The 19328-nt window shown below is 64.7% G+C and carries 21 protein-coding genes; 14 read left to right on the top strand and 7 right to left on the bottom strand.

From position 1 onward, the window contains the following. Window positions 1-195: 195 nt before the first annotated feature. The 9 genes from BAC01S_RS27425 to BAC01S_RS27385 all read left to right on the top strand — a co-directional run bounded on the left by BAC01S_RS27425 (window position 196) and on the right by BAC01S_RS27385 (window position 7769). Window positions 196-1083 carry a DMT family transporter gene (locus tag BAC01S_RS27425; protein WP_027797634.1) on the top strand — a complete coding sequence of 296 codons (888 nt, stop codon included), beginning with the start codon at window positions 196-198 and terminating at the stop codon, window positions 1081-1083. A 196-nt stretch (window positions 1084-1279) separates the two neighbouring features. Further along, a complete protein-coding gene (locus tag BAC01S_RS27420) occupies window positions 1280-1888 on the top strand; it encodes a TIGR00645 family protein (RefSeq protein ID WP_062859427.1) in 609 nt (202 codons plus the stop codon). A 52-nt stretch (window positions 1889-1940) separates the two neighbouring features. Beyond that, window positions 1941-3464: a fumarate hydratase gene (locus tag BAC01S_RS27415; protein WP_027797632.1), complete on the top strand. Its 1524-nt coding sequence runs from the start codon at window positions 1941-1943 to the stop codon at window positions 3462-3464. A gap of 214 nt (window positions 3465-3678) precedes the next feature. Next, complete coding sequence (gene bfr / locus BAC01S_RS27410; protein ID WP_027797631.1) at window positions 3679-4158, top strand: bacterioferritin; 480 nt, start codon at window positions 3679-3681, stop codon at window positions 4156-4158. A 70-nt stretch (window positions 4159-4228) separates the two neighbouring features. Next, on the top strand, window positions 4229-5098 hold the full coding sequence (murI, locus tag BAC01S_RS27405; protein WP_027797630.1) for a glutamate racemase: 870 nt from the start codon (window positions 4229-4231) through the stop codon (window positions 5096-5098). A 246-nt stretch (window positions 5099-5344) separates the two neighbouring features. Continuing rightward, the gene (locus BAC01S_RS27400; protein WP_027797629.1) at window positions 5345-5596 is read left to right on the top strand and encodes a (2Fe-2S)-binding protein; all 252 of its coding nucleotides are present in this window, start codon (window positions 5345-5347) and stop codon (window positions 5594-5596) included. 238 nt (window positions 5597-5834) lie between these two features. Further along, entirely contained in the window at window positions 5835-6563 is a 729-nt protein-coding gene (locus BAC01S_RS27395) for an energy transducer TonB (protein ID WP_027797628.1), read from the top strand. 52 nt (window positions 6564-6615) lie between these two features. Next, entirely contained in the window at window positions 6616-7335 is a 720-nt protein-coding gene (locus BAC01S_RS27390; protein WP_027797627.1) for a MotA/TolQ/ExbB proton channel family protein, read from the top strand. Window positions 7336-7349: 14 nt separating this feature from the next. Further along, the gene (locus tag BAC01S_RS27385) at window positions 7350-7769 is read left to right on the top strand and encodes an ExbD/TolR family protein (protein ID WP_027797626.1); all 420 of its coding nucleotides are present in this window, start codon (window positions 7350-7352) and stop codon (window positions 7767-7769) included. 372 nt (window positions 7770-8141) lie between these two features. On the opposite strand, the gene BAC01S_RS32810 is transcribed toward BAC01S_RS27385, so the two are convergent. Beyond that, the gene (locus BAC01S_RS32810; protein WP_084168912.1) at window positions 8142-9221 is read right to left on the bottom strand and encodes a LysR family transcriptional regulator; all 1080 of its coding nucleotides are present in this window, start codon (window positions 9219-9221) and stop codon (window positions 8142-8144) included. A gap of 122 nt (window positions 9222-9343) precedes the next feature. Between BAC01S_RS32810 and BAC01S_RS27375 the strand changes: the two genes are divergently transcribed. The 4 genes from BAC01S_RS27375 (at window position 9344) to hemP (ending at window position 11641) form a co-directional block, all read left to right on the top strand. Continuing rightward, window positions 9344-10225, top strand: a complete 882-nt coding sequence (locus BAC01S_RS27375; protein WP_027797625.1) for a pirin family protein — start codon at window positions 9344-9346, stop codon at window positions 10223-10225. Between the two features lie 63 nt (window positions 10226-10288). Beyond that, complete coding sequence (locus tag BAC01S_RS27370; RefSeq protein WP_027797624.1) at window positions 10289-10690, top strand: OsmC family protein; 402 nt, start codon at window positions 10289-10291, stop codon at window positions 10688-10690. A gap of 45 nt (window positions 10691-10735) precedes the next feature. Next, entirely contained in the window at window positions 10736-11218 is a 483-nt protein-coding gene (locus BAC01S_RS27365; protein ID WP_027797623.1) for an SRPBCC family protein, read from the top strand. Window positions 11219-11362: 144 nt separating this feature from the next. Beyond that, window positions 11363-11641 (top strand): hemin uptake protein HemP, encoded by a 279-nt coding sequence (gene hemP / locus BAC01S_RS27360; protein ID WP_027797622.1) that lies wholly within the window; start codon window positions 11363-11365, stop codon window positions 11639-11641. Between the two features lie 149 nt (window positions 11642-11790). Here the strand turns inward: hemP and BAC01S_RS27355 are convergent, their stop codons facing one another. The 6 genes from BAC01S_RS27355 to uvrB all read right to left on the bottom strand — a co-directional run bounded on the left by BAC01S_RS27355 (window position 11791) and on the right by uvrB (window position 17765). Further along, window positions 11791-12198, bottom strand: a complete 408-nt coding sequence (locus BAC01S_RS27355; RefSeq protein WP_027797621.1) for a GlcG/HbpS family heme-binding protein — start codon at window positions 12196-12198, stop codon at window positions 11791-11793. Window positions 12199-12228: 30 nt separating this feature from the next. Next, entirely contained in the window at window positions 12229-13647 is a 1419-nt protein-coding gene (locus BAC01S_RS27350) for a 4Fe-4S binding protein (protein WP_027797620.1), read from the bottom strand. Then, window positions 13644-14486 (bottom strand): FTR1 family iron permease, encoded by an 843-nt coding sequence (locus BAC01S_RS27345; RefSeq protein WP_027797619.1) that lies wholly within the window; start codon window positions 14484-14486, stop codon window positions 13644-13646. The genes BAC01S_RS27350 and BAC01S_RS27345 overlap by 4 nt, the downstream gene beginning before the upstream one ends. 62 nt (window positions 14487-14548) lie before the next feature. Further along, the gene (locus tag BAC01S_RS27340) at window positions 14549-14893 is read right to left on the bottom strand and encodes a cupredoxin domain-containing protein (protein WP_027797618.1); all 345 of its coding nucleotides are present in this window, start codon (window positions 14891-14893) and stop codon (window positions 14549-14551) included. Between the two features lie 28 nt (window positions 14894-14921). After that, window positions 14922-15470 (bottom strand): iron transporter, encoded by a 549-nt coding sequence (locus BAC01S_RS27335; RefSeq protein WP_027797617.1) that lies wholly within the window; start codon window positions 15468-15470, stop codon window positions 14922-14924. Window positions 15471-15683: 213 nt separating this feature from the next. Next, window positions 15684-17765 (bottom strand): excinuclease ABC subunit UvrB, encoded by a 2082-nt coding sequence (gene uvrB, locus BAC01S_RS27330; protein WP_027797616.1) that lies wholly within the window; start codon window positions 17763-17765, stop codon window positions 15684-15686. A gap of 268 nt (window positions 17766-18033) precedes the next feature. Here uvrB and BAC01S_RS27325 point away from each other — a divergent pair, with 268 nt between their 5' ends. Next, window positions 18034-19233, top strand: a complete 1200-nt coding sequence (locus tag BAC01S_RS27325; RefSeq protein ID WP_027797615.1) for an amino acid aminotransferase — start codon at window positions 18034-18036, stop codon at window positions 19231-19233. Window positions 19234-19328 lie beyond the last annotated feature (95 nt).

Raw genomic sequence — 19328 nt, 5'->3', positions numbered from 1 at the left:
ATGCAGCATACATGGACAGCCGGCATGGCCGCCCCGTCTATTTCGACTAGGTTAAGCGTAGCAACTTACCGGCCACTTACGCATGTAGCAGTGCAATCGCGCAAGGCAAATGCCGGACGGGTGCCGGGCAAGTGTGTGACGCCGTAGTAAGCGGGCATTTAGAATGCTAACTGAACTGTGTGCCCGGATTCCAGCTTGAATCGCTATTCTCTTTTCCTCGTCGCCGCGATGCTCCTCGTGGGCAGCAATGTCGGCATCGGCAAATCGATCGTCGCCTTCATCCCCGTTCCGCTTTTTGCGCTGCTGCGCTTCGTGATTGCCCTCGCGGTGCTCGCGCCATTGTTGCGCGCCGCGAAAATGCGGCACGTGAAACGCGGCGAATGGATCAATCTGTTCCTGCAGGCGCTGTTCGGCACATTCGGGTTTACGCTGCTCATGCTCGGCGGCGTCCATCGCACGAGCGCCGTCGCGGCGGGCGTCATCACGAGCACCATTCCGGCCGTGGTCGCGCTCTTCTCGTGGTGCTTCCTGCGCGAGCGGCCCGACGCTCGCGCGCTGGCGTCGATCGCGCTCGCCATCGCGGGCATTGCGGTCGTCAACCTCGCCCATGCCGGCGGCGGCACGCCGCAATCGCTCGCCGGCAATCTGATGGTGCTGGGCGCGGTCTGCTGCGAATCGCTCTACGTGATCCTCTCGCGCCGTCTCACGCAAACCCTCGAACCCATCGACATTTGCGCGTACACGCACCTGTTCGGCTTACTGCTGATGCTGCCGGTCGGGCTGCCTTACGCACTGTCGTTCGATTATTCGGCCGTGCCCGCCGGCATCTGGGGCCTCTCGCTCTGGTACGGGCTCTCCGCCAGCATCTTCTCGTTCTGGCTCTGGATGAAGGGGATCCGCCACGTGCCGGGCAGCATCGCGGGCGTCTTCACGGCCGTCCTGCCCGTCGCCGCCGCGCTCTACGGCATCGCGTTCCTCGACGAGCGGCCCACGCCCGCGCATGGCATCGCGCTCGCCTGCGTGATCACGGGCGTCGCGCTCGCGAGCGTCAAGACGAAGCGGCTGCCGCCCGTCGCGTCCTGACGCCACGGTATCCGGGCAACCGGGCCGCCAGGCTGCGGGGCTCGCGGCGGGCCCGCGCGCCGAGGCTGTACAATAGCGCGCGCCCAGCCCATGCGGCGCGCATCCGCCGGCGGCGCCCAGGTACACCCCGGGGCACCGCCGGGCGTCGAGCGCGCGGCACGGCGGCGCTGCCCGATTTACGCCAACGTGATTGCCCATGTCCGCTGCACGTCCCCCATCGTACCGAGCGCCTGAGACGCGGCGTCCGCCGCGCCGCACGCGGATTCTCCCGCGCGTCATCTTCATGAGCCGCTGGCTCCAGGTGCCGCTCTACCTCGGGCTGATCGTCGCGCAGGCGGTGTACTGCGTGCTGTTCGTGAAGGAAGTCTGGCACCTCGTCACCCACTCGATGACGCTCGACGAGACGAGCATCATGCTCGCCGTGCTCGGCCTCATCGACGTGGTGATGATCTCGAACCTGCTGATCATGGTGATCGTGGGCGGCTACGAGACCTTCGTTTCGCGCATGGGTCTGGAAGGCCATCCCGACGAGCCCGAATGGCTCGATCACGTCAACGCCGGCGTGCTGAAGGTGAAGCTCGCCATGGCGCTCATCAGCATTTCGTCGATTCATCTGCTGAAGACCTTCATCAATCCCGACGCGGTCTCCAGCCATACCGTGATGTGGCAGGTGATCATCCATGCCGCGTTCCTCGTCTCCGCGCTGGTGATGGCGTGGATCGACCGCCTCGCCACGCACACGCATCCTCAGCACTACCAGGAACTTGCCGCGCGCCATCCGGTGCCGGCCGACGCCGTCGAATAGCGCGGCGCCTCCGACAAGATTTCAATACACCCCGTCCCCACTGAAGCCAGCCATGACCGTCATTAAACAGGAAGACCTGATCCAGAGCATCGCGGATTCGCTGCAGTACATCAGCTACTACCATCCGCAGGACTACATCGAAGCGCTCGGCCGCGCCTATGAGCTCGAAGAGAGCCCGGCCGCGAAGGACGCCATCGCGCAGATCCTCACGAACAGCCGCATGTGCGCCGAAGGCCGCCGCCCGATCTGCCAGGACACCGGCATCGTCACGATCTTCGTGAAGGTCGGCATGGACGTGCGTTGGGACGGCGCGACGATGGGCGTGACCGACATGATCAACGAAGGCGTGCGCCGCGGCTACCTGAACCCGGACAACGTGCTGCGCGCCTCGATCGTTTCGCCGCCCGAAGGCGGCCGCAAGAACACGAAGGACAACACGCCGGCCGTGATCCACTACGAGATCGTGCCGGGCGACAAGGTCGACGTGCAGGTGGCGGCCAAGGGCGGCGGCTCGGAGAACAAGTCGAAGTTCGTCATGCTGAACCCGTCCGATTCGATCGTGGACTGGGTGCTCAAGACCGTGCCGACGATGGGCGCGGGCTGGTGCCCGCCGGGCATGCTCGGCATCGGCATCGGCGGCACGGCTGAAAAGGCGATGCTGATGGCGAAAGAATCGTTGATGGAGTCCATCGACATTCAGGACATCATCAAGCGCGGCCCGAAGGACTGGATCGAAGAGCTGCGCGTAGAACTGCACGAGAAGGTCAACGCGCTCGGCATCGGCGCGCAGGGCCTGGGCGGTCTCGCGACCGTGCTCGATGTGAAGATTCATGCCGCGCCCACGCACGCGGCTTCGAAGCCCGTCGCGATGATCCCGAACTGCGCCGCCACGCGCCACGCGCACTTCGTGCTGGACGGCTCCGGCCCGGCAAAGCTGGAAGCGCCCGCGCTCGACGCATGGCCGAAGGTCAACTGGGAACCGAACACGGAAACGAGCAAGCGCGTGGACCTGAACACGCTCACGCCGGAAGAAGTCGCTTCGTGGAAGCCGGGCCAGACGCTCTTGCTCTCGGGCAAGATGCTCACGGGCCGCGACGCCGCGCACAAGCGCATTGCCGACATGATCGCCAAGGGCGAAAAGCTGCCGGTGGACTTCAAGAACCGCGTGATCTACTACGTTGGCCCGGTCGATCCGGTGCGCGACGAAGTGGTCGGCCCGGCCGGTCCCACCACGGCCACGCGCATGGACAAGTTCACGGAAATGATGCTCGCGCAAACGGGCCTCATCTCGATGGTCGGCAAGGCCGAGCGCGGCCCGGTCGCGATCGAGGCGATCAAGCAGCACAAGGCTGCGTATCTGATGGCCGTGGGCGGCGCGGCTTACCTCGTTTCGAAGGCGATCCGCGGCTCGAAGGTCCTCGCGTTCGAAGACCTCGGCATGGAAGCCATCTACGAGTTCGACGTGCAGGACATGCCGGTGACGGTTGCCGTCGATTCGTCGGGCACCTCGGTGCACAAGACCGGCCCCGCCGAATGGCAGGCGAAGATCGGCAAGATTCCCGTCGCGACGGCCTGAGCTCATTAATCGGCTCACGCCGATATGCAAAACCGGGGCTCCGCACCCCGGTTTTTCATTTGCCTTTTTGATTAACGCGAAAAGGATTGAGATTAATTCTCAGCACAACGCGAATGTCCGATCAGAATGCCGGTTTGGTCTTGGCATTTGCAGGCACAGCGTTTATTGTTCAGAACCAGAACCCACCTCCGCCCTACCAGGTAAGGAATAAATCATGCAAGGCGACAAAAAGGTCATCGAATATCTGAACGCCCAACTCAAGAACGAGCTCACGGCAATCAACCAGTACTTCCTCCATGCCCGCATGTACAAGCACTGGGGCCTCGAAAAGCTCGGCAAGCATGAATACGACGAATCGATCGGGGAAATGAAACATGCCGACTGGCTCATCGAACGCATCTTCATGCTCGATGGCCTGCCGAATCTGCAAGACCTGCACAAGCTCCTGATTGGCGAGGAAACCGGGGAGATCCTCGAATGCGACCTGAAGCTCGAACAGATTTCCCAATCCACCTGCAAGGAAGCCATTGCGTACTGCGAGTCGGTGCGCGATTTCGTGTCGCGCGAAATCTTCGTGAAGATTCTGGACGACACCGAAGAACATATCGACTGGCTCGAAACGCAGATCGACCTCATCGACAAGGTCGGCATCCAGAACTACCAGCAGTCGGCCATGGGTTCGGTAGAATCCTGATCGCCGTCTTCGCGACACGGCGCATTTTCCTGAGCGGAACCTGCGCTTTTTTCCATCTGCCCCGAATCCCTTGAACCCTTCGCCCCTCGCCGGCGCCGCGCCCGTCGGCATCTTCGATTCCGGCCTTGGCGGCCTTTCCGTGCTGCGCGCGGTGCGCGCCCTGCTGCCCGCCGAGCGACTCGTCTATGTCGCCGATTCGCGCTATGCGCCCTACGGCGAGCGCGACGACGACTTCATCGCCGACCGCACGCTCGCGATCGGCGAACGGCTCGTCAAAGAAGGGGCGAAGGCACTGGTGGTGGCCTGCAACACGGCCACCGCCCAGTCGATCGAGCTCGTGCGCGGGCAGTTGCCGATTCCGCTCGTGGGCGTGGAGCCGGGCGTGAAGCCCGCCGCACTGCAGTCGCGCTCGCGCGTGGCGGGCGTCCTCGCCACCCAGGTCACGCTGCGCAGCGCGCGCTTTCAGGCGCTGGTGGAACGCCACGCCGGCGACCTGTGCGTGCTCAGCCAGCCCGGCCACGGGCTCGTGGAGGCGGTCGAGCGCTGCGACATCGGTTCGCCCGAGCTGCTCGCGCTGCTGCGCGGCTATCTGCAGCCCATGCTCGACGCCGGCGCCGATACGCTCGTGCTCGGCTGCACGCACTATCCGTTTCTCGATACGGCGATTCGCTCGATCGTCGGCGAGCGCATGACGCTGATCGACACCAGCGTCGCCATTGCGCGGCAGCTCGAACGGGTGCTCGCCCAGCACGGCCTGCTGGCGCAGACGGCCAACGGCGCGGCAAGGTCGGTGGACGAGGCGCCCGTGCGCTTCTGTTCGACGAGCGACGGCGCGCACCTGCGCACGCTCGCGGCCGCGCTGCTCGGCATCGACGCCAAGGTGGAGACGGTACAGATCCCGTCGCGGCGCACGCTCGCGCTGGAAGCGTCGACAACCTGAGACGCACCCTGCTCCCGGGTTCATCTTTGGCCCCTCTTTGGCCACTTTAATGCCCTGAGCCCTGCCCGCCCGACCCGCGGCGCTCTCCCTTCCGCCCCCGATTCTCCGCCTTTCCCTCCACCGGCGCCGCCAGCAAAATCCCTGCTAAGGGCCCGGTTTTGTTACAAAAATTCCGCGAAGGCGCTTGCCAAACGCATCAAACAAAATGATAATAATTCGCATTAACCCTTTCTATCGCGCTTCATCATGATTGTCTGCGTCTGCAAGTCCGTTTCCGACCGGACGATCCGTGCCTCGATCGCTGAAGGCATGGACTCTTTCGACGAGCTTCAGTTCGAACTCGGCGTGGCGACCTGCTGCGGCAAGTGCGAAGAATCGGTTCGTGACGTGATGGCGCAAAGCGGCGTCTGCGCAACCCGCTGCGGCGTAGCTCACGCCCATGCGGTGGCCGTGCCTGCCGTGCAACCCCTCACGTTCTACGAGCGCAAGGCCGCTTGACTACCGCGGCGCGCACCGGGCTCCCACGGCATCGCGCGCCACCTTCCTGCCGACAGCAAGCCAGTTTCACGACCAGCCAGCTAGTTCGCGTTCCCCTCTTCCGGAGGTCGGGATGGAATTGCTGATCGGATTCGTGACTACCCTGTGCATCTCGCTGTTGATATTCCGCAAATGAAGCTGTCCGACACGGTGCGTTGGCCTGCCGGTGTGCCGTCTTTCGTCCGGCAAACTCGCTAACATGCAGGCTCTCACCACCACCGCCGGCCCGTTGCCGGGTTCCGCCGTCCGCATGAACCGCCGTATCATCACCGCCACTGCCGTCGTGGTGGCCCTGCACGCGGCGCTCATTGCGATCGTCCTGACCAGGCGCGACGCCGCCGCCCCTCTCGCGCTCGAATCGCACACGATCACGGCCGAGCTGATCCAGCCCGAACCCGTGGCCGCGCCCGCCGCGATCCAGTCCACGCCCACGCCGCCGCCGCCGAAACCGGTGCCGCACGTGACGCGCGCAAAGCCGGTGATCCAGCCGCGGCCGAAGCCAGTGCCCGCGCCGCTGCCGGTCGCCGATGCGCCGTCGCAGCACGCCGTCGAAACGCCCGCCGCCACGACGCCGCCCGCCCCCGCCGCGCCGGCTCCCGCTGCGGCAGCCGCGCCCGAGCCAGGCAAGCCGACCATGGCGCTCAATGCGCCGAAAAACGTGTCGCACCTCGACTGCCGCATCGTGCAGCCGGACTACCCGGCGTTGTCGAGGCGCCGCGGCGAAACGGGCGTGGCTTACGTGCGCTTCGTGGTGGGCCTGAACGGCCAGGTCGAAAGCATCGAACTGAAGAAGAGCAGCGGCTACGGCCGCCTCGACGACGCCGCGCTCGCCGCCATGCACGAAAGCTCGTGCAAGCCCTACCTGGAAGACGGCCAGCCGGTGCGCGCGGCCTACACGCAGCCTTTCGACTTCAGCCTGAGCGACTGAAGCCGCCGACACCGCACACCACTTTCATGAATTGAATAACGAGGACTCGAGAATGCAGAACTACGGTATCGCCCACGTCTGGGCGCAAGGGGATTTCGTGACGCGCGGCATCGCGCTCGCGTTGCTGGTCATGTCGGTACTGTCCTGGTGCGTGATTCTCGTGAAGGGCTGGAACGTCATGCGTCTGAAGCGCCTCACGAAGAACGCCGAGCAGTCGTTCTGGCATTCGGGCGACTTCGACGACGGCGTCAAGAAGCTCGGCAGCGGCACCCGCGACGACAACCCGTTCCTTGCGCTTGCGCTCTCGGGCCAGGAAGCCGCCGACCATCATCACCAGACGCAGCCGCATCTGCACGACCGCATGGACGTCTCCGACTGGATCACGCGCTGCCTGAAGGACTCGATGGACGAGGCGATCGCAAAGATGCAGAGCGGCCTCGCGATCCTCGCTTCGATCGGCAGCACGGCACCCTTCGTCGGCCTGTTCGGCACCGTATGGGGCATTTATCATGCACTGCTCACGATCGGCGCGACGGGCCAGACTTCCATCGACGCCGTCGCGGGTCCGGTGGGCGAGGCGCTCATCATGACCGCCTTCGGCCTCTTCGTCGCGATTCCGGCCGTGCTCGCCTATAACGCGCTCACGCGCGCCAACAAGGCCATCGTCACGAAGCTCAACCGCTTCGCACACGGCCTGCACGCGTTCTTCGTGACCGGCGCGCGCCTTTCCTCGACGAAGGGCAATCTGCGCGTCGCCGCGCGCGCGCACTGAAACGGAGGCGCACCATGGCGATGAGCCCTTTTGTGAGCGACGAAGACGATGGCCTGATGAACGAAATCAACATGACGCCGCTCGTCGACGTCATGTTGGTTCTCCTGATCGTTTTCATGGTGACGATTCCGGTGATCCGTCATGCCGTGAAAATCGACCTGCCGCATGCGAGCAGCCAGAAGGAAGACACCAGACCCGCGCAGATCAACGTTGCGATCGAAGCGGACGGCACCGTGCTGTGGGACGGCACGGCCGTGGACGACAAGACGCTGCAGGCGAAGATCATCGCCGCCGCACAAACTCAGCCGCAACCGGAACTGCATCTGAACGCGGACCGCAAGGTCGCCTACGAAAAAGTGGCGCAGGTGATGTCCGCGGCGCAGAGCGGCGGTCTCACGAAGCTCGGCTTCGTTACCGATCCCGCGCATCGTTAAGTGATTAAGCGGCAGGGCGCCTGCCCCTGCCCATCTATTTTCCGCAGTGCAAAGTAAAAGGCCTTCATCGTCGGATGAAGGCCTTTTTTCGAGCGCACGCGGCGCATTCGGGCGGTATCGACACTCACCGTCGGCCAGTTCGCGTCGACACATGCGACATGCCGTGGGCAACACGGACAGCGCTACCGACCCTGAAGGCTCGCTATGATAGCGGCCATCAATTCCCGCTCAAGACCGGTCTTGGCGAGAAGGATTTCAATATATTCCTCTCGCCTCTCGCATTCAAGACTTCGCCCATTGAAAGTAACGATTGCCGGCCACGCTTAAATGCGAAAAGTCATTAGCGTAATGCGTAGCGGCGAGCATTACGCTTCATGCGGTTTCGATCTTGCTGCGCGATATAGGGCGTGCAATGCCTGCTTCGCTTCGTGCCTCGCCCTTTACCTCGCCACGTGCTTCACGTCGTTCTTCGTCCCGCGCCTTGCGATGCTGCTCCAGCAGCGGCTCGATTTCGCTGCGCAGCGGGCATTCTTGCTGCAGGTGCTTGTCCGCGTCGAGCACCTCGACAAGGTAATCCACGAACGCGCGCACCGCGGGCACCATCCCCTGCCGCGAGAGAAATACCGCATAGAGCTGCGGCACCGGCAGCGTCCAGCCCGGCATCACCGGCGAGAGCTTGCCCGAGCGCAGCGCGGCGCCGTACATCATCTCCGGCATCGCCGCGATGCCGAGGCCCGCCAGCGCCGCCTCGCGGATCGTCGTGAGGTCCGCGGTGATGAGGCGTGGCTCGTGTTCGTGTGCGTGGCGCGTGCCGTCCGGGGCGATCAGATGGAACACATGCCGGCCGTCGCCCGTCGGCGTATCGAGTGTTTCGAAACGTGTGAGGTCGTCGGGTGTGAGCGGCGGCGCGTTCTGCGCGAGGAGGCTCGGCGCGCCCACCAGCATCTGCTCGGTGCGCCACAGCGGCCGCACCACGATGTTCGCGTTCTGCGGCGGCTCGGAGCGCACGCGCAGCGCGATATCCACGGAATCCTCGAACAGGTCGATCACGCGGTTGGTGACGCGCATCACCACGCGCACTTCCGGGAAGCGGTGCATGAACTCCGGGATGATCTGCGAAAAGATCGTCTGCGAAAGCGTGACGGGCACGCTCACGCGCACCGTGCCGCGCGGCGAAGAACGCAGCGACTGAACGACGTTCACGGCCGCCTGCGCTTCGGAGAGCATCGCGCGGCAATGCTGGTAGAAGAGCTCGCCCGCTTCGGTGAGCGCAAGCTTGCGCGTGGAGCGCTGCAGAAGACGCACGCCGAGCGACGCCTCCAGCTCGCTCACCCGTCTCGACAGACGCGACTTCGAGATGCCGAGCACGCGTTCGGCGGCCGAAAAGCCGCCGTGCTCGACCACCTGCGAAAAGTACATCAGGTCGTTCAGGTTATGCGAGTCGATCTTCATGTCGTCGTTCCAGCGATGGGACAATCCATTGCGTCAAGGCCGTCGAACTGCCCAAAACGGCTACCTATAATAGCGTTTTGTTTCGCTTATCGCGTAATTCCCATTTTTCCGAGGTGATATCCATGACGACCACCCGCACGATCGAACGCGTGTTTCCCGCCGTTCGCACCACCGAGGGCGCTGGATTCATCGTCCATCGTCCGTTTCCCACCCGGACGCTGATGGACTTCGATCCGTTCCTGCTGCTCGACGAGATGGGCCCGGTCGACTATGCGCCGGGCACGGCCAAGGGGGCGCCGGACCACCCGCACCGCGGCTTCGAAACGGTCACGTATGCGCTCGAAGGGCGCTTCGGCCACAAGGATTCGGCGGGCCATTCGGGCACGCTCGCCCCCGGCGACGTGCAATGGATGACGGCCGGAGCCGGCGTGATCCACAGCGAAATGCCCGACCCCGAATTCGCGCGCACGGGCGGCCGCGTGCACGGCCTGCAGCTATGGGTCAACCTGCCGGCGCGCGACAAGATGATCGCGCCGCGCTATCAGGAAATCCCCAGCGCGCGCATTCCGGTAGGCCGATCGGCGGACGGCAAGGTCTCGGTGAAGGTGATCGCCGGCGAGGCGCTCGGCGCGAAAGCCGTGATCGAGACGCGCACGCCCATCCTCTACCAGCACTTCACGATCGCGCCGGGCGGCCGCGTCGAGCAGCCGGTGCCGAGCGAGTGGCGCGTGTTTGCCTATGGTCTTTCGGGCAGCGGCAGCTATGGGCCCGCGGGCGAGCGCATCGAGGCACAGCAGATGGTGGCCTTCGCCAACGACGGGGATACGGTCGTGCTCGCCGCGCCAGATGACGCCGCGGAGCCGCTCGAGGTGCTGCTGATCGGCGGTGTGCCGCTCAACGAGCCGGTCGTGCGTTATGGCCCGTTCGTGATGAACACCGAAGCCGAGATCCGCCAGGCCGTGCTCGACTACCAGGCCGGGCGCATGGGACGCATCTCGCACTAAAATAGGGGTTCCGGGGGCGCATCGTGCGCCCCGTCCCCTGTCCGCACCGCCCGCGAGGAGCGCATGGCCGAACCCACCGTTACCGCCCAGATCGGCTCGACCGACTACCAGGTTCAATTCGACGACGGCACCCACACCTGGATCGCCGACGAACCCGCCTCGGTAGGCGGCGGCAACCGCGGCCCCTCGCCGTTCTCGCTGCTGCTGTCGAGCCTCGGCGCCTGCACCTCGATCACGCTGAAGATGTACGCGCAGCGCAAGGAATGGCCGCTGGAAGGCGTGCGCGTGAAGCTCTCGATGGAAACCGGCAGCGCAGGCACGACCATCGACCGCCAGATCGTGCTGGAAGGCGCGCTTAGCGACGAGCAGCGCGAACGGCTGCTGCAGATCGCGAACGCCTGCCCGGTCCACAAGGTGCTCACGAACACGATCGCGATCCGCACGGGCCTCATGGCCGCCGTATGAGCGGCGGTGCAGACCCCGAGACCTAGCCACAGGAAACCGCCGACCTTGAATTTCGAACATCTTGTCCAGATCAACGACCCGTCGAATCCGCTCGTCCAGCCCATGACGCGCGAGCAGCTCTGGGAAGGTCTCGTACTGCGCGCCGAGCAGCCGCAGCTGTTCGTGCTCGGCCTCGACAGCTGCACGATTCTCGCGCGCGAAGGCAACACGCTGGAGCGCGAACTGCACTACGGTCACGCCACGGTGCGCGACCATGTCACGCTCACGCCCGACCAGAGCGTGCGCTACGACATCGCCGCGACCGAGACCTACGTGGGCGGCTCGCTCACCATGACGATCGAAGAGCCGGAGGAGGAGCAACTGTTCCTGCGCTTCGACTACCGCACCACGCTGCCCACCGCCGATACCGAAGACGACCGGCAGACGTCCGAAATCGTGAAGTCGGCTTATCGCGAATCGGATATCGACACCGTGCGGCTGATCCGCCAATACGTGCTCGGTCTCGACGACCCCGAGGCGCGGCACTGAACATCCCGGTGCGCGGCCTCTCGTGCCGCGCACGCCTGTCCCCAAAGACTATCGCCGCGCCAATCCGATCGATTTCTTACAGTTGAAAATAGGAATGGTTATCATTTAGAATCACTCCATCCTATCGAGAAAGACGTCACAGCCATGACCGACTTCAACCGCTCATCCACGCTCAGCGTGCGCCGCTCGTCGGGTAATTCCACCGGCAGTTCGGCCGGCCCGACGCTGACCGCCGCGCGCAGCGCGCCAGCCAGAACGGCACCGGCGCACAAGCCGTCCGACACAGCGCAGACCGCGAACCGCGAGCGGCCGCTCGAGAGCGCGGCGCTGCTGCAAGGCCGCAGCCACGTGAGCATCCTGCACAACGGCGAGACGTATCAGCTGCGGGCCACACGCCTCGGCAAGCTGATCCTCACCAAGTAAGCAGTACGTACCGGGTATTGTGGGGACCGCCTCCCTGAGAGGCGTTGGGGCATTAGCCAGTCACGACGGCTTGCACGCGAGACCTAGACCCCTTCGTGCAGACATTCTTCAAGGCAGCCGTCGCAGCCAGCCACGCCACTTTTTTGTTCTCATTCGACGCCGATAGCGCCAATGCCGGCGCGCGCCACGGCCGCGTCCTGATCGGATTTCACGCCCGAGACGCCAATTGCGCCAATCACGTCGCCGTCGACGACGATGGGCACCCCGCCCTCCAGCATGGCCGGCAGCGGCGCGCTAAGAAACGCGGTGCGTCCCTGGCGGATCACTTCTTCGTAGACCTTGCTTTCGCGACGCCCGAGCGCCGCGGTGCGGGCCTTGGACGCCGCGATCTCGGCCGACACGGGCGCTGCGCCGTCGAGACGGCGCAGCCACAGCAGGTGCGCGCCCTCGTCCACGATTGCAATCGTCACGTTCCACTCGTTGGCGCGCGCGTGCGCAACGGCCGCGTCACCCATTTTCACGATGTCTTCGTCAGTCAGTGCCACCCTGGTACGCATGGTTCGCTCTCCGATCGGTTGAACGGCCGGTCAGCGCGCCCAGCCCCAAAACATGAGCCACCACGCGCTGTCGACCACGGCAAGCGCGGCGACGAAGATCGTCGTCGCCAGAACGCGTTGCCGGAGCGATTGACTGTATCGGCCGCTCACGCGCCACGCAAGCCAGCCACTCCACATATTGGATATGCCGAGAATCGCAAGTCGCACGTCCGATGCCCAGCCGAGCGGCACGTGCTCCGCGCGCAGGAGCGAGAGCGTGGTCGCCGAAAGTCCGAGGAATACGCCCGCGCCCGCGAGCGGAATCAGCGCCTGAGCAAAATGGTGCACGCGGCGCATGTCGAAGCGCCCGAAAAGCGCACTCGCACCCGCGAGCAAGGCAAACAGCACGGTACCGTAGACTAGCCCCGTCGCGACGATGTAGCCGACGATCATCGTGCCGTCGAGCCACGAAAACACATCGTTCTGCTCAGGATAGTGCGTGAGCAGGAACCACGGCGCGTTCGTATCGAGCGGCCAGACGATGTTGCGGTCGATGAGCCATCCCGCAACAGCCTGCTTGAGACCGACGAACCACGGCGAGGCGGTCCAGTGAAACGCGCCGATGGCAATACCCAGGAGTCCGTAGAGAATCAGCGCCGTATCCCAGCCGCTTGCCTGCCCGTCCCCTGGCTCGACCACCTCCTCGGCCGGCGAACGCCACGCAAGATCGATGGCGTCGCGATGCCCGGCGCAGCGGCCGCACATGTGGCAGGCGGCGGCGCCCTTCATGTTGCGCAGCGGCACGAGCGGCGCGCAGTTGATGGGTATGACACGCTGGCCGCCGTGCTCGCCCGCCGTGTACGAACGGCGCCAGGCGTCTTCGTCGACCTTGTAGTGAAACGGTGCGAGACGCGCCAGTAGCGAGAAAACCCCGTTGACGGGGCACAGGTAACGACACCAGACGCGCTTTTCGCGTCCGTACAGGAAGCCGATCACCATGGCGCCGAGCGTCGATCCGCCCAGCACGAGCAGCACCGCCTTCGGGTACTGATAGACGCTCACCATTTGCCCGTAGATCGTGGTGAGACCGAAGGCGACGAAGGGCCAGCCGCCCCAGCGCATCCAGCGCGGAATCGCGCCGCCGCGGCCGAGGCGGCTCGCGAATTCCGTGAGGGCGCCTTCGGGGCACAGCACGCCGCACCACACGCGCCCGAGCATCACCATCGAAAGCAGTACGAACGGCCACCAGATGCCCCAGAACACGAACTGGGCGGCAAGCGTGAGATTGTTCCAGAGATGCGCGGTGTCGTCGGGCAGCGGCATCGCGGCGGGCACGAGGATCAGGAATGCGTACACGGCAACCACGGCCCACTGCACGGCGCGGATCGCGGCGCCGTGCCGGCGCATCCACTGCCCGGCCAGCGCGAGCTTGCCTCGCGGCGCGACCGGCCGGGCCGAACCGCAGTTCATGCCGTCTTCCTTTGGCTTGCGGCGGCGCGGCCGCCGGCGCGCCGCACGAGCCACCCCACCACGAACCAGTACGCGGCATACGCCACCAGGTTCATGAGCGCGGGATGCGCGCGATAGCCGGTGAGCGTTGCGACGAGCGAGCCGACGGTGCTCGAATCATCAAGCAGTGCCGAGGAATTCCACATCTGATCGACGAGCGTCGGCAGGATCTCCTTGTCGATCAGCTTGTCCACACCGGTCTGGAACAGACCCGCGCCGAGGAACAGCAGCATGATTTCGGTGACGCGAAAGAACTGGCGCCACGAGAACACCTTGCCGCCCAACTGCAGCACATAGAACGTGAGGAACGCGAGTGCGAGGCCGATCAGTACGGCGAAGTACTGGCTCGCCGCTACGTGCCCCGACTGCCCGAAGCCGAGGCCATAGAGGAAAATCACCGTTTCGCTGCCCTCGCGCGCGATGGCGAGCGCGACCAGCACGGTCACGCCCCACCAGTTCGCGTCGCGCGCGGTCTTTTCGAGCGACGCCTCCATCTCGCGCTTGAGCGTGCGCCCGTGCTGCTTCATCCACAGCACCATCTGCACGATCAGTACGCAAGCGACGAGCACCATCGCAATCTGGAAGTCGTCCTGCGCATCACCGGAAAGCACTTCGGTGAACCCGACCAATGCCGCGCCCAGCGCAACCGCCGCGAGGATCCCTAGCGCCACGCCGCCCCACAGATAGGGCAGGCCGCGCCGTGCGCCGGCGTCGCCGTTCTTCAGCCACGCATGGAGGATGCCGACGACGAGCAGCGCCTCGACGCTCTCCCGCCATACGATGAACATCACCTGACCCATTCCACTCTCCTGCAACCGGCGCTGGCGGCGCCGGTCATGCCGCAACGCTTATTTCGCACTGCTCATCTGGCAACGATCACGCCCTGCGCCTGCTGATGAAAATCGTCGAAGAATTTGTATTCGCCCGGATCGAGCGGCGCGATCACGACGAACGATTCCGCGCCCGGCGCCAGCACCTTCTCCTTGCGCAACTGAACGCTCTCGAACTCCACCGCGCCCTTGCCCGTGTTACGCACCTCGATCTTGACGCGCTTGCCCGCCGGCACCTCGATGCGCGCGGGGTTCAGCTTGCCGTCGGCCATTTCCAGCCGGAACGTCGGCAGATCCTCGGCGTGCACGACACCCGCGAGCGGCGCAACGAGCGCCGCGACGAATGCGAGCGCCGCGATCTTTCTGATTCCAGTCATGCGTTGTTCCTGCCTGAGTGCTGCGCGATCAGTAGCCGCCCTTCTTGCCGATGCCCGCGAACGGGAAGTCGTATTCGAGCGTGAACGGTTTGAACCACGGGCCTACGCCGGTTTCCTTGTCGACGTGGCGGCCGAAAGCCATGTGGCCGGTCTGCATCGGCGCTTCCACGATCAGCTTCAGGTGGTACTTGCCGGGGCCGGCCAGCTTGACGTTGTCGCCGTAGTGCGGTCCGTCGTTCGCGACCATCGGCATGAGGTCGCCCTTCTGCACGTAGCTCGAACCCGGCTTGGAGAGTTCGTAGTGGACCTGCAGGTAAGGCATCCAGTCGCCTTCGGCGAAACCGGTCGGATTGTTCTTGACCGCGTGAATGTCGGCTTCGAGGTGGACGTCCGAATCCGCCGCCTTGCGCATCATGCCTTCGGGTTCCATGGTGATCGGCTGCAGATAGACCGCGCCGATTTCCATGCCGCCCTGGATCTGTTGCTTGCCGATCGGGTATTCGGCGGCGCTGGCCGCGCATGCGGCCGCCGCAGCGGCGATCAGCGCCGTGCCGCGCAAGAGAGAGTGAATCCGCATCGAAACTCCTGGTTTTTTATTGGAGACACAAAAACAGCGCATCAACGAGAAACGCTAATGCGAACAATTCTCAATATTGCAGGAGTGTAGCACCGATAGGGATTCGTAACAATTGAAAGTCGGCGACAAACCCAATAGCAGAAGGGTCTTGCCCATAAAGGAAAAGGCGCCGGGCGGCGCCTTACAGGATGCAGGAAACGTAAGTCGATGCGCTCAGACCGGGTGATCGCCCACGTTCGCGCCGAACACGCGCTGGCGCAGCAGCGCCAGTTGATCGCGCGTCTGCGCGGCCTTCTCGAATTCGAGATTCTTCGCGTGATCCATCATCTGCTTCTCGAGGCGCTTGATCTCCTTCGCGATCTGCTTTTCCGACATGTCCTCGAACTTCGCGCGCTCCTGTTCCTCGCGCAGCTCGGCGCGCGCTTCGTCCACGTTGTAGACGCCGTCGATGATGTCCTTGATGCGCTTGACCACCCCGCGCGGCACGATGCCGTTCGCCTCGTTGAAGGCCATCTGCCTGGCGCGGCGGCGCTCCGTCTCGTCGATGGCCTTGCGCATCGAATCCGTCATGCGGTCGCCGTAGAGAATCGCCTTGCCGTTCACGTTGCGCGCCGCGCGGCCGATGGTCTGGATCAGCGAGCGCTCCGCGCGCAGGAAACCTTCCTTGTCGGCGTCGAGAATCGCCACGAGCGAGACCTCGGGAATGTCGAGACCTTCGCGCAGCAGGTTGATGCCCACGAGCACGTCGAAGGTGCCAAGCCGCAGGTCGCGAATGATCTCCACACGCTCGACCGTGTCGATGTCGCTATGCAGATAGCGCACTTTCACGCCGTGATCGGCGAGGAATTCGGTCAGCTGCTCGGCCATGCGCTTCGTGAGCGTGGTGACGAGCACGCGCTCGCCGACGGCCACCCGCTCGTTGATCTCCCCTAGCACGTCGTCCACCTGCGTCGAGGCGGGCCGCACCTCGATCACCGGGTCGACGAGTCCCGTGGGGCGCACGACCTGCTCCGCAATCTGGCCCGTCACCTTCTTCTCGTAGTCGGCGGGCGTTGCCGAGACGAAAATCACCTGGCGCATCTTGCGCTCGAACTCGTTGAACTTGAGCGGCCGGTTGTCGAGCGCCGAAGGCAGCCGGAAGCCGTAATCGACGAGATTTTCCTTGCGCGCGCGGTCGCCGTTGTACATGCCGTTGAGCTGGCCGATCAATACGTGCGATTCGTCCAGGAACATCACGGCATCGGTCGGCAGGTAGTCGACGAGCGTGGGCGGCGGCTCGCCGGGCAGCGCGCCCGAGAAGTGCCGCGAGTAATTCTCGATGCCCTTGCAGAAGCCGAGCTCCTGCAGCATTTCGAGGTCGAAGCGCGTGCGCTGCTCGAGCCGCTGCGCCTCGACGAGCTTGCCTTCGGTATGAAAAAACTCCAGCCGCTCGCGCAACTCGGACTTGATGGTCTCGACGGCGCGCAGCACGGTGTCGCGAGGCGTGACGTAGTGCGACGACGGATAGACCGTGAAGCGCGGAATCTTCTGCCGCACGCGGCCCGTGAGCGGATCGAAGAGCTGCAGCGTCTCCACCTCGTCGTCGAAGAGTTCGACGCGCACGGCCATCTCCGCATGTTCGGCCGGGAAGATGTCGATGGTGTCGCCGCGCACGCGGAACGTGCCGCGCTGGAAGTCCTGCTCGTTGCGCGTGTACTGCATCGCGATGAGGCGCGCGATGATGTCGCGCTGCCCGACACGGTCGCCCTGGCGCAGCGTGAGAATCATCTGGTGATACTCGGACGGATTGCCGATACCGTAGATCGCCGAAACCGTCGCCACGATCACCACGTCGCGCCGCTCCATCAGGCTCTTGGTCGCCGAAAGCCGCATCTGCTCGATGTGCTCGTTGATCGACGAGTCCTTTTCGATGAAAAGGTCGCGCTGCGGGACGTAGGCTTCCGGCTGGTAGTAGTCGTAGTACGAGACGAAATACTCGACCGCATTGCGCGGAAAGAACTCGCGAAACTCGGAATAAAGCTGCGCGGCGAGCGTCTTGTTCGGCGCGAACACGATGGCCGGGCGCCCCAGACGCGCGATCGTGTTCGCCATCGTGTAGGTCTTGCCCGAGCCGGTCACGCCCAGCAGGGTCTGGAACGAGAGGCCGTCGCCCACGCCCTCGACGAGCGTTTCGATGGCCGTCGGCTGGTCGCCGGCCGGCGGGTACGGCTGATAGAGCTGGAACGGCGAGTCCTCGTAATGGACGAACTTCGACTCGTCGAGCGTGGGCGCATCGGCCACGGTATGGTCGGACATGGAAACGACATCCTGTGCCTGGAGCAAGCGACTATTCTAGCGTCTTGCGCCCGGACGAGCCGGGGGTGATCCAGGGGCGCCGGTCGCGGGGCGCGGACCGCAAAAGCCCTACCGCCTTCGCCGAGGCAGGCGAAAACGCCCCCCGGATTCGCTACAATAGCGCGTTGCGTGGCCGGCCGGCTGCGCCGCCCGCGGCAGACGCGCGGCGGCGTTCAAGCCAGCGCAGCGGCCAACCGGATTGTCCATCCTTGACTATAGCCGAACCATCATGTCCCTCTTTTCCGCCGTCGAACTCGCCCCTCGCGACCCCATCCTGGGCCTGAACGAAGCCTATAACGCCGATGCGCGCACCACCAAGGTGAACCTGGGCGTGGGCGTGTACACCAACGAGGAAGGCAAGATCCCGCTGCTGCGCGCCGTGCGCGAGGCGGAAAAGGCCCGCGTCGAAGCCGGTCTGCCGCGCGGCTATCTGCCGATCGAAGGCCTCGCCGCCTACGACGCCGCCGTGCAGAAGCTGCTGCTCGGCGACGACTCGCCGCTGATCGCGGCAGGCCGCGTGGTGACGGCCCAGGCACTGGGCGGCACGGGCGCGCTCAAGATCGGCGCCGATTTCCTCAAGCGCGTGAACCCGAACGCGAAGGTCGCGATCAGCGATCCGAGCTGGGAAAACCACCGCGCCCTCTTCGAGAGCGCCGGCTTCGAAGTGGCCGCCTATCCGTACTACGACGCGCTGACCAACGGCGTGAACTTCGAAGGCATGCTGGCCGCGCTGAACAGCTACGCCGCAGGCACGGTCGTCGTGCTGCACGCGTGCTGCCACAACCCGACCGGCGTCGATCTCACGATCGACCAGTGGAAGCAGGTGGTCGAAGTCGTGAAGGCGCGCAACCTCGTGCCGTTCCTCGACATCGCCTATCAAGGTTTCGGCGACGGCATTGCGGAAGACGGCGAAGTCGTGCGTTTGTTCGCCGCTTCGGAGCTCAACGTGTTCGTTTCGTCGTCGTTCTCGAAGTCGTTCTCGCTGTACGGCGAGCGCGTGGGCGCGCTGTCGGTCATCACGAACAGCAAGGAAGAATCGGCCCGCGTGCTCTCGCAACTGAAGCGCGTGATCCGCACGAACTATTCGAACCCGCCGACGCACGGCGGTTCGGTGGTCGCCACCGTGCTCGGTTCGCCGGAACTGCGCGCGATGTGGGAAAACGAACTGGGCGAGATGCGCAACCGTATCCGCGCAATGCGCACGGGCCTCGTCGAGCGCCTGACGGCCGCCGGCGTGGACCGCGACTTCAACTTCATCAACGTGCAGCGCGGCATGTTCTCGTACTCGGGCCTCACGGCTGCCCAGGTTGACCGCCTGCGCGAAGAGTTCGGCATCTATGCCGTGAGCACCGGCCGCATCTGCGTGGCCGCGCTCAACACGCGCAACCTCGACGTGGTCGCGGGCGCGGTTGCGCAAGTGCTGAAGTAAGCAGTCGCTCGCACGCGAGCAAATCAAAACGGCGTCCGTTCTTATCGAACGGACGCCGTTTGTGCTTTAGCGCTGGTTTGCGTCAAATCGCGTGT

This window comes from Paraburkholderia acidipaludis NBRC 101816 (assembly GCF_000684975.1).
GTDB classification, from domain to species: domain Bacteria; phylum Pseudomonadota; class Gammaproteobacteria; order Burkholderiales; family Burkholderiaceae; genus Paraburkholderia; species Paraburkholderia acidipaludis.
Note: the sequence above shows the minus strand (reverse complement) of the source record. Positions and strands in the feature narration are given on the sequence as shown.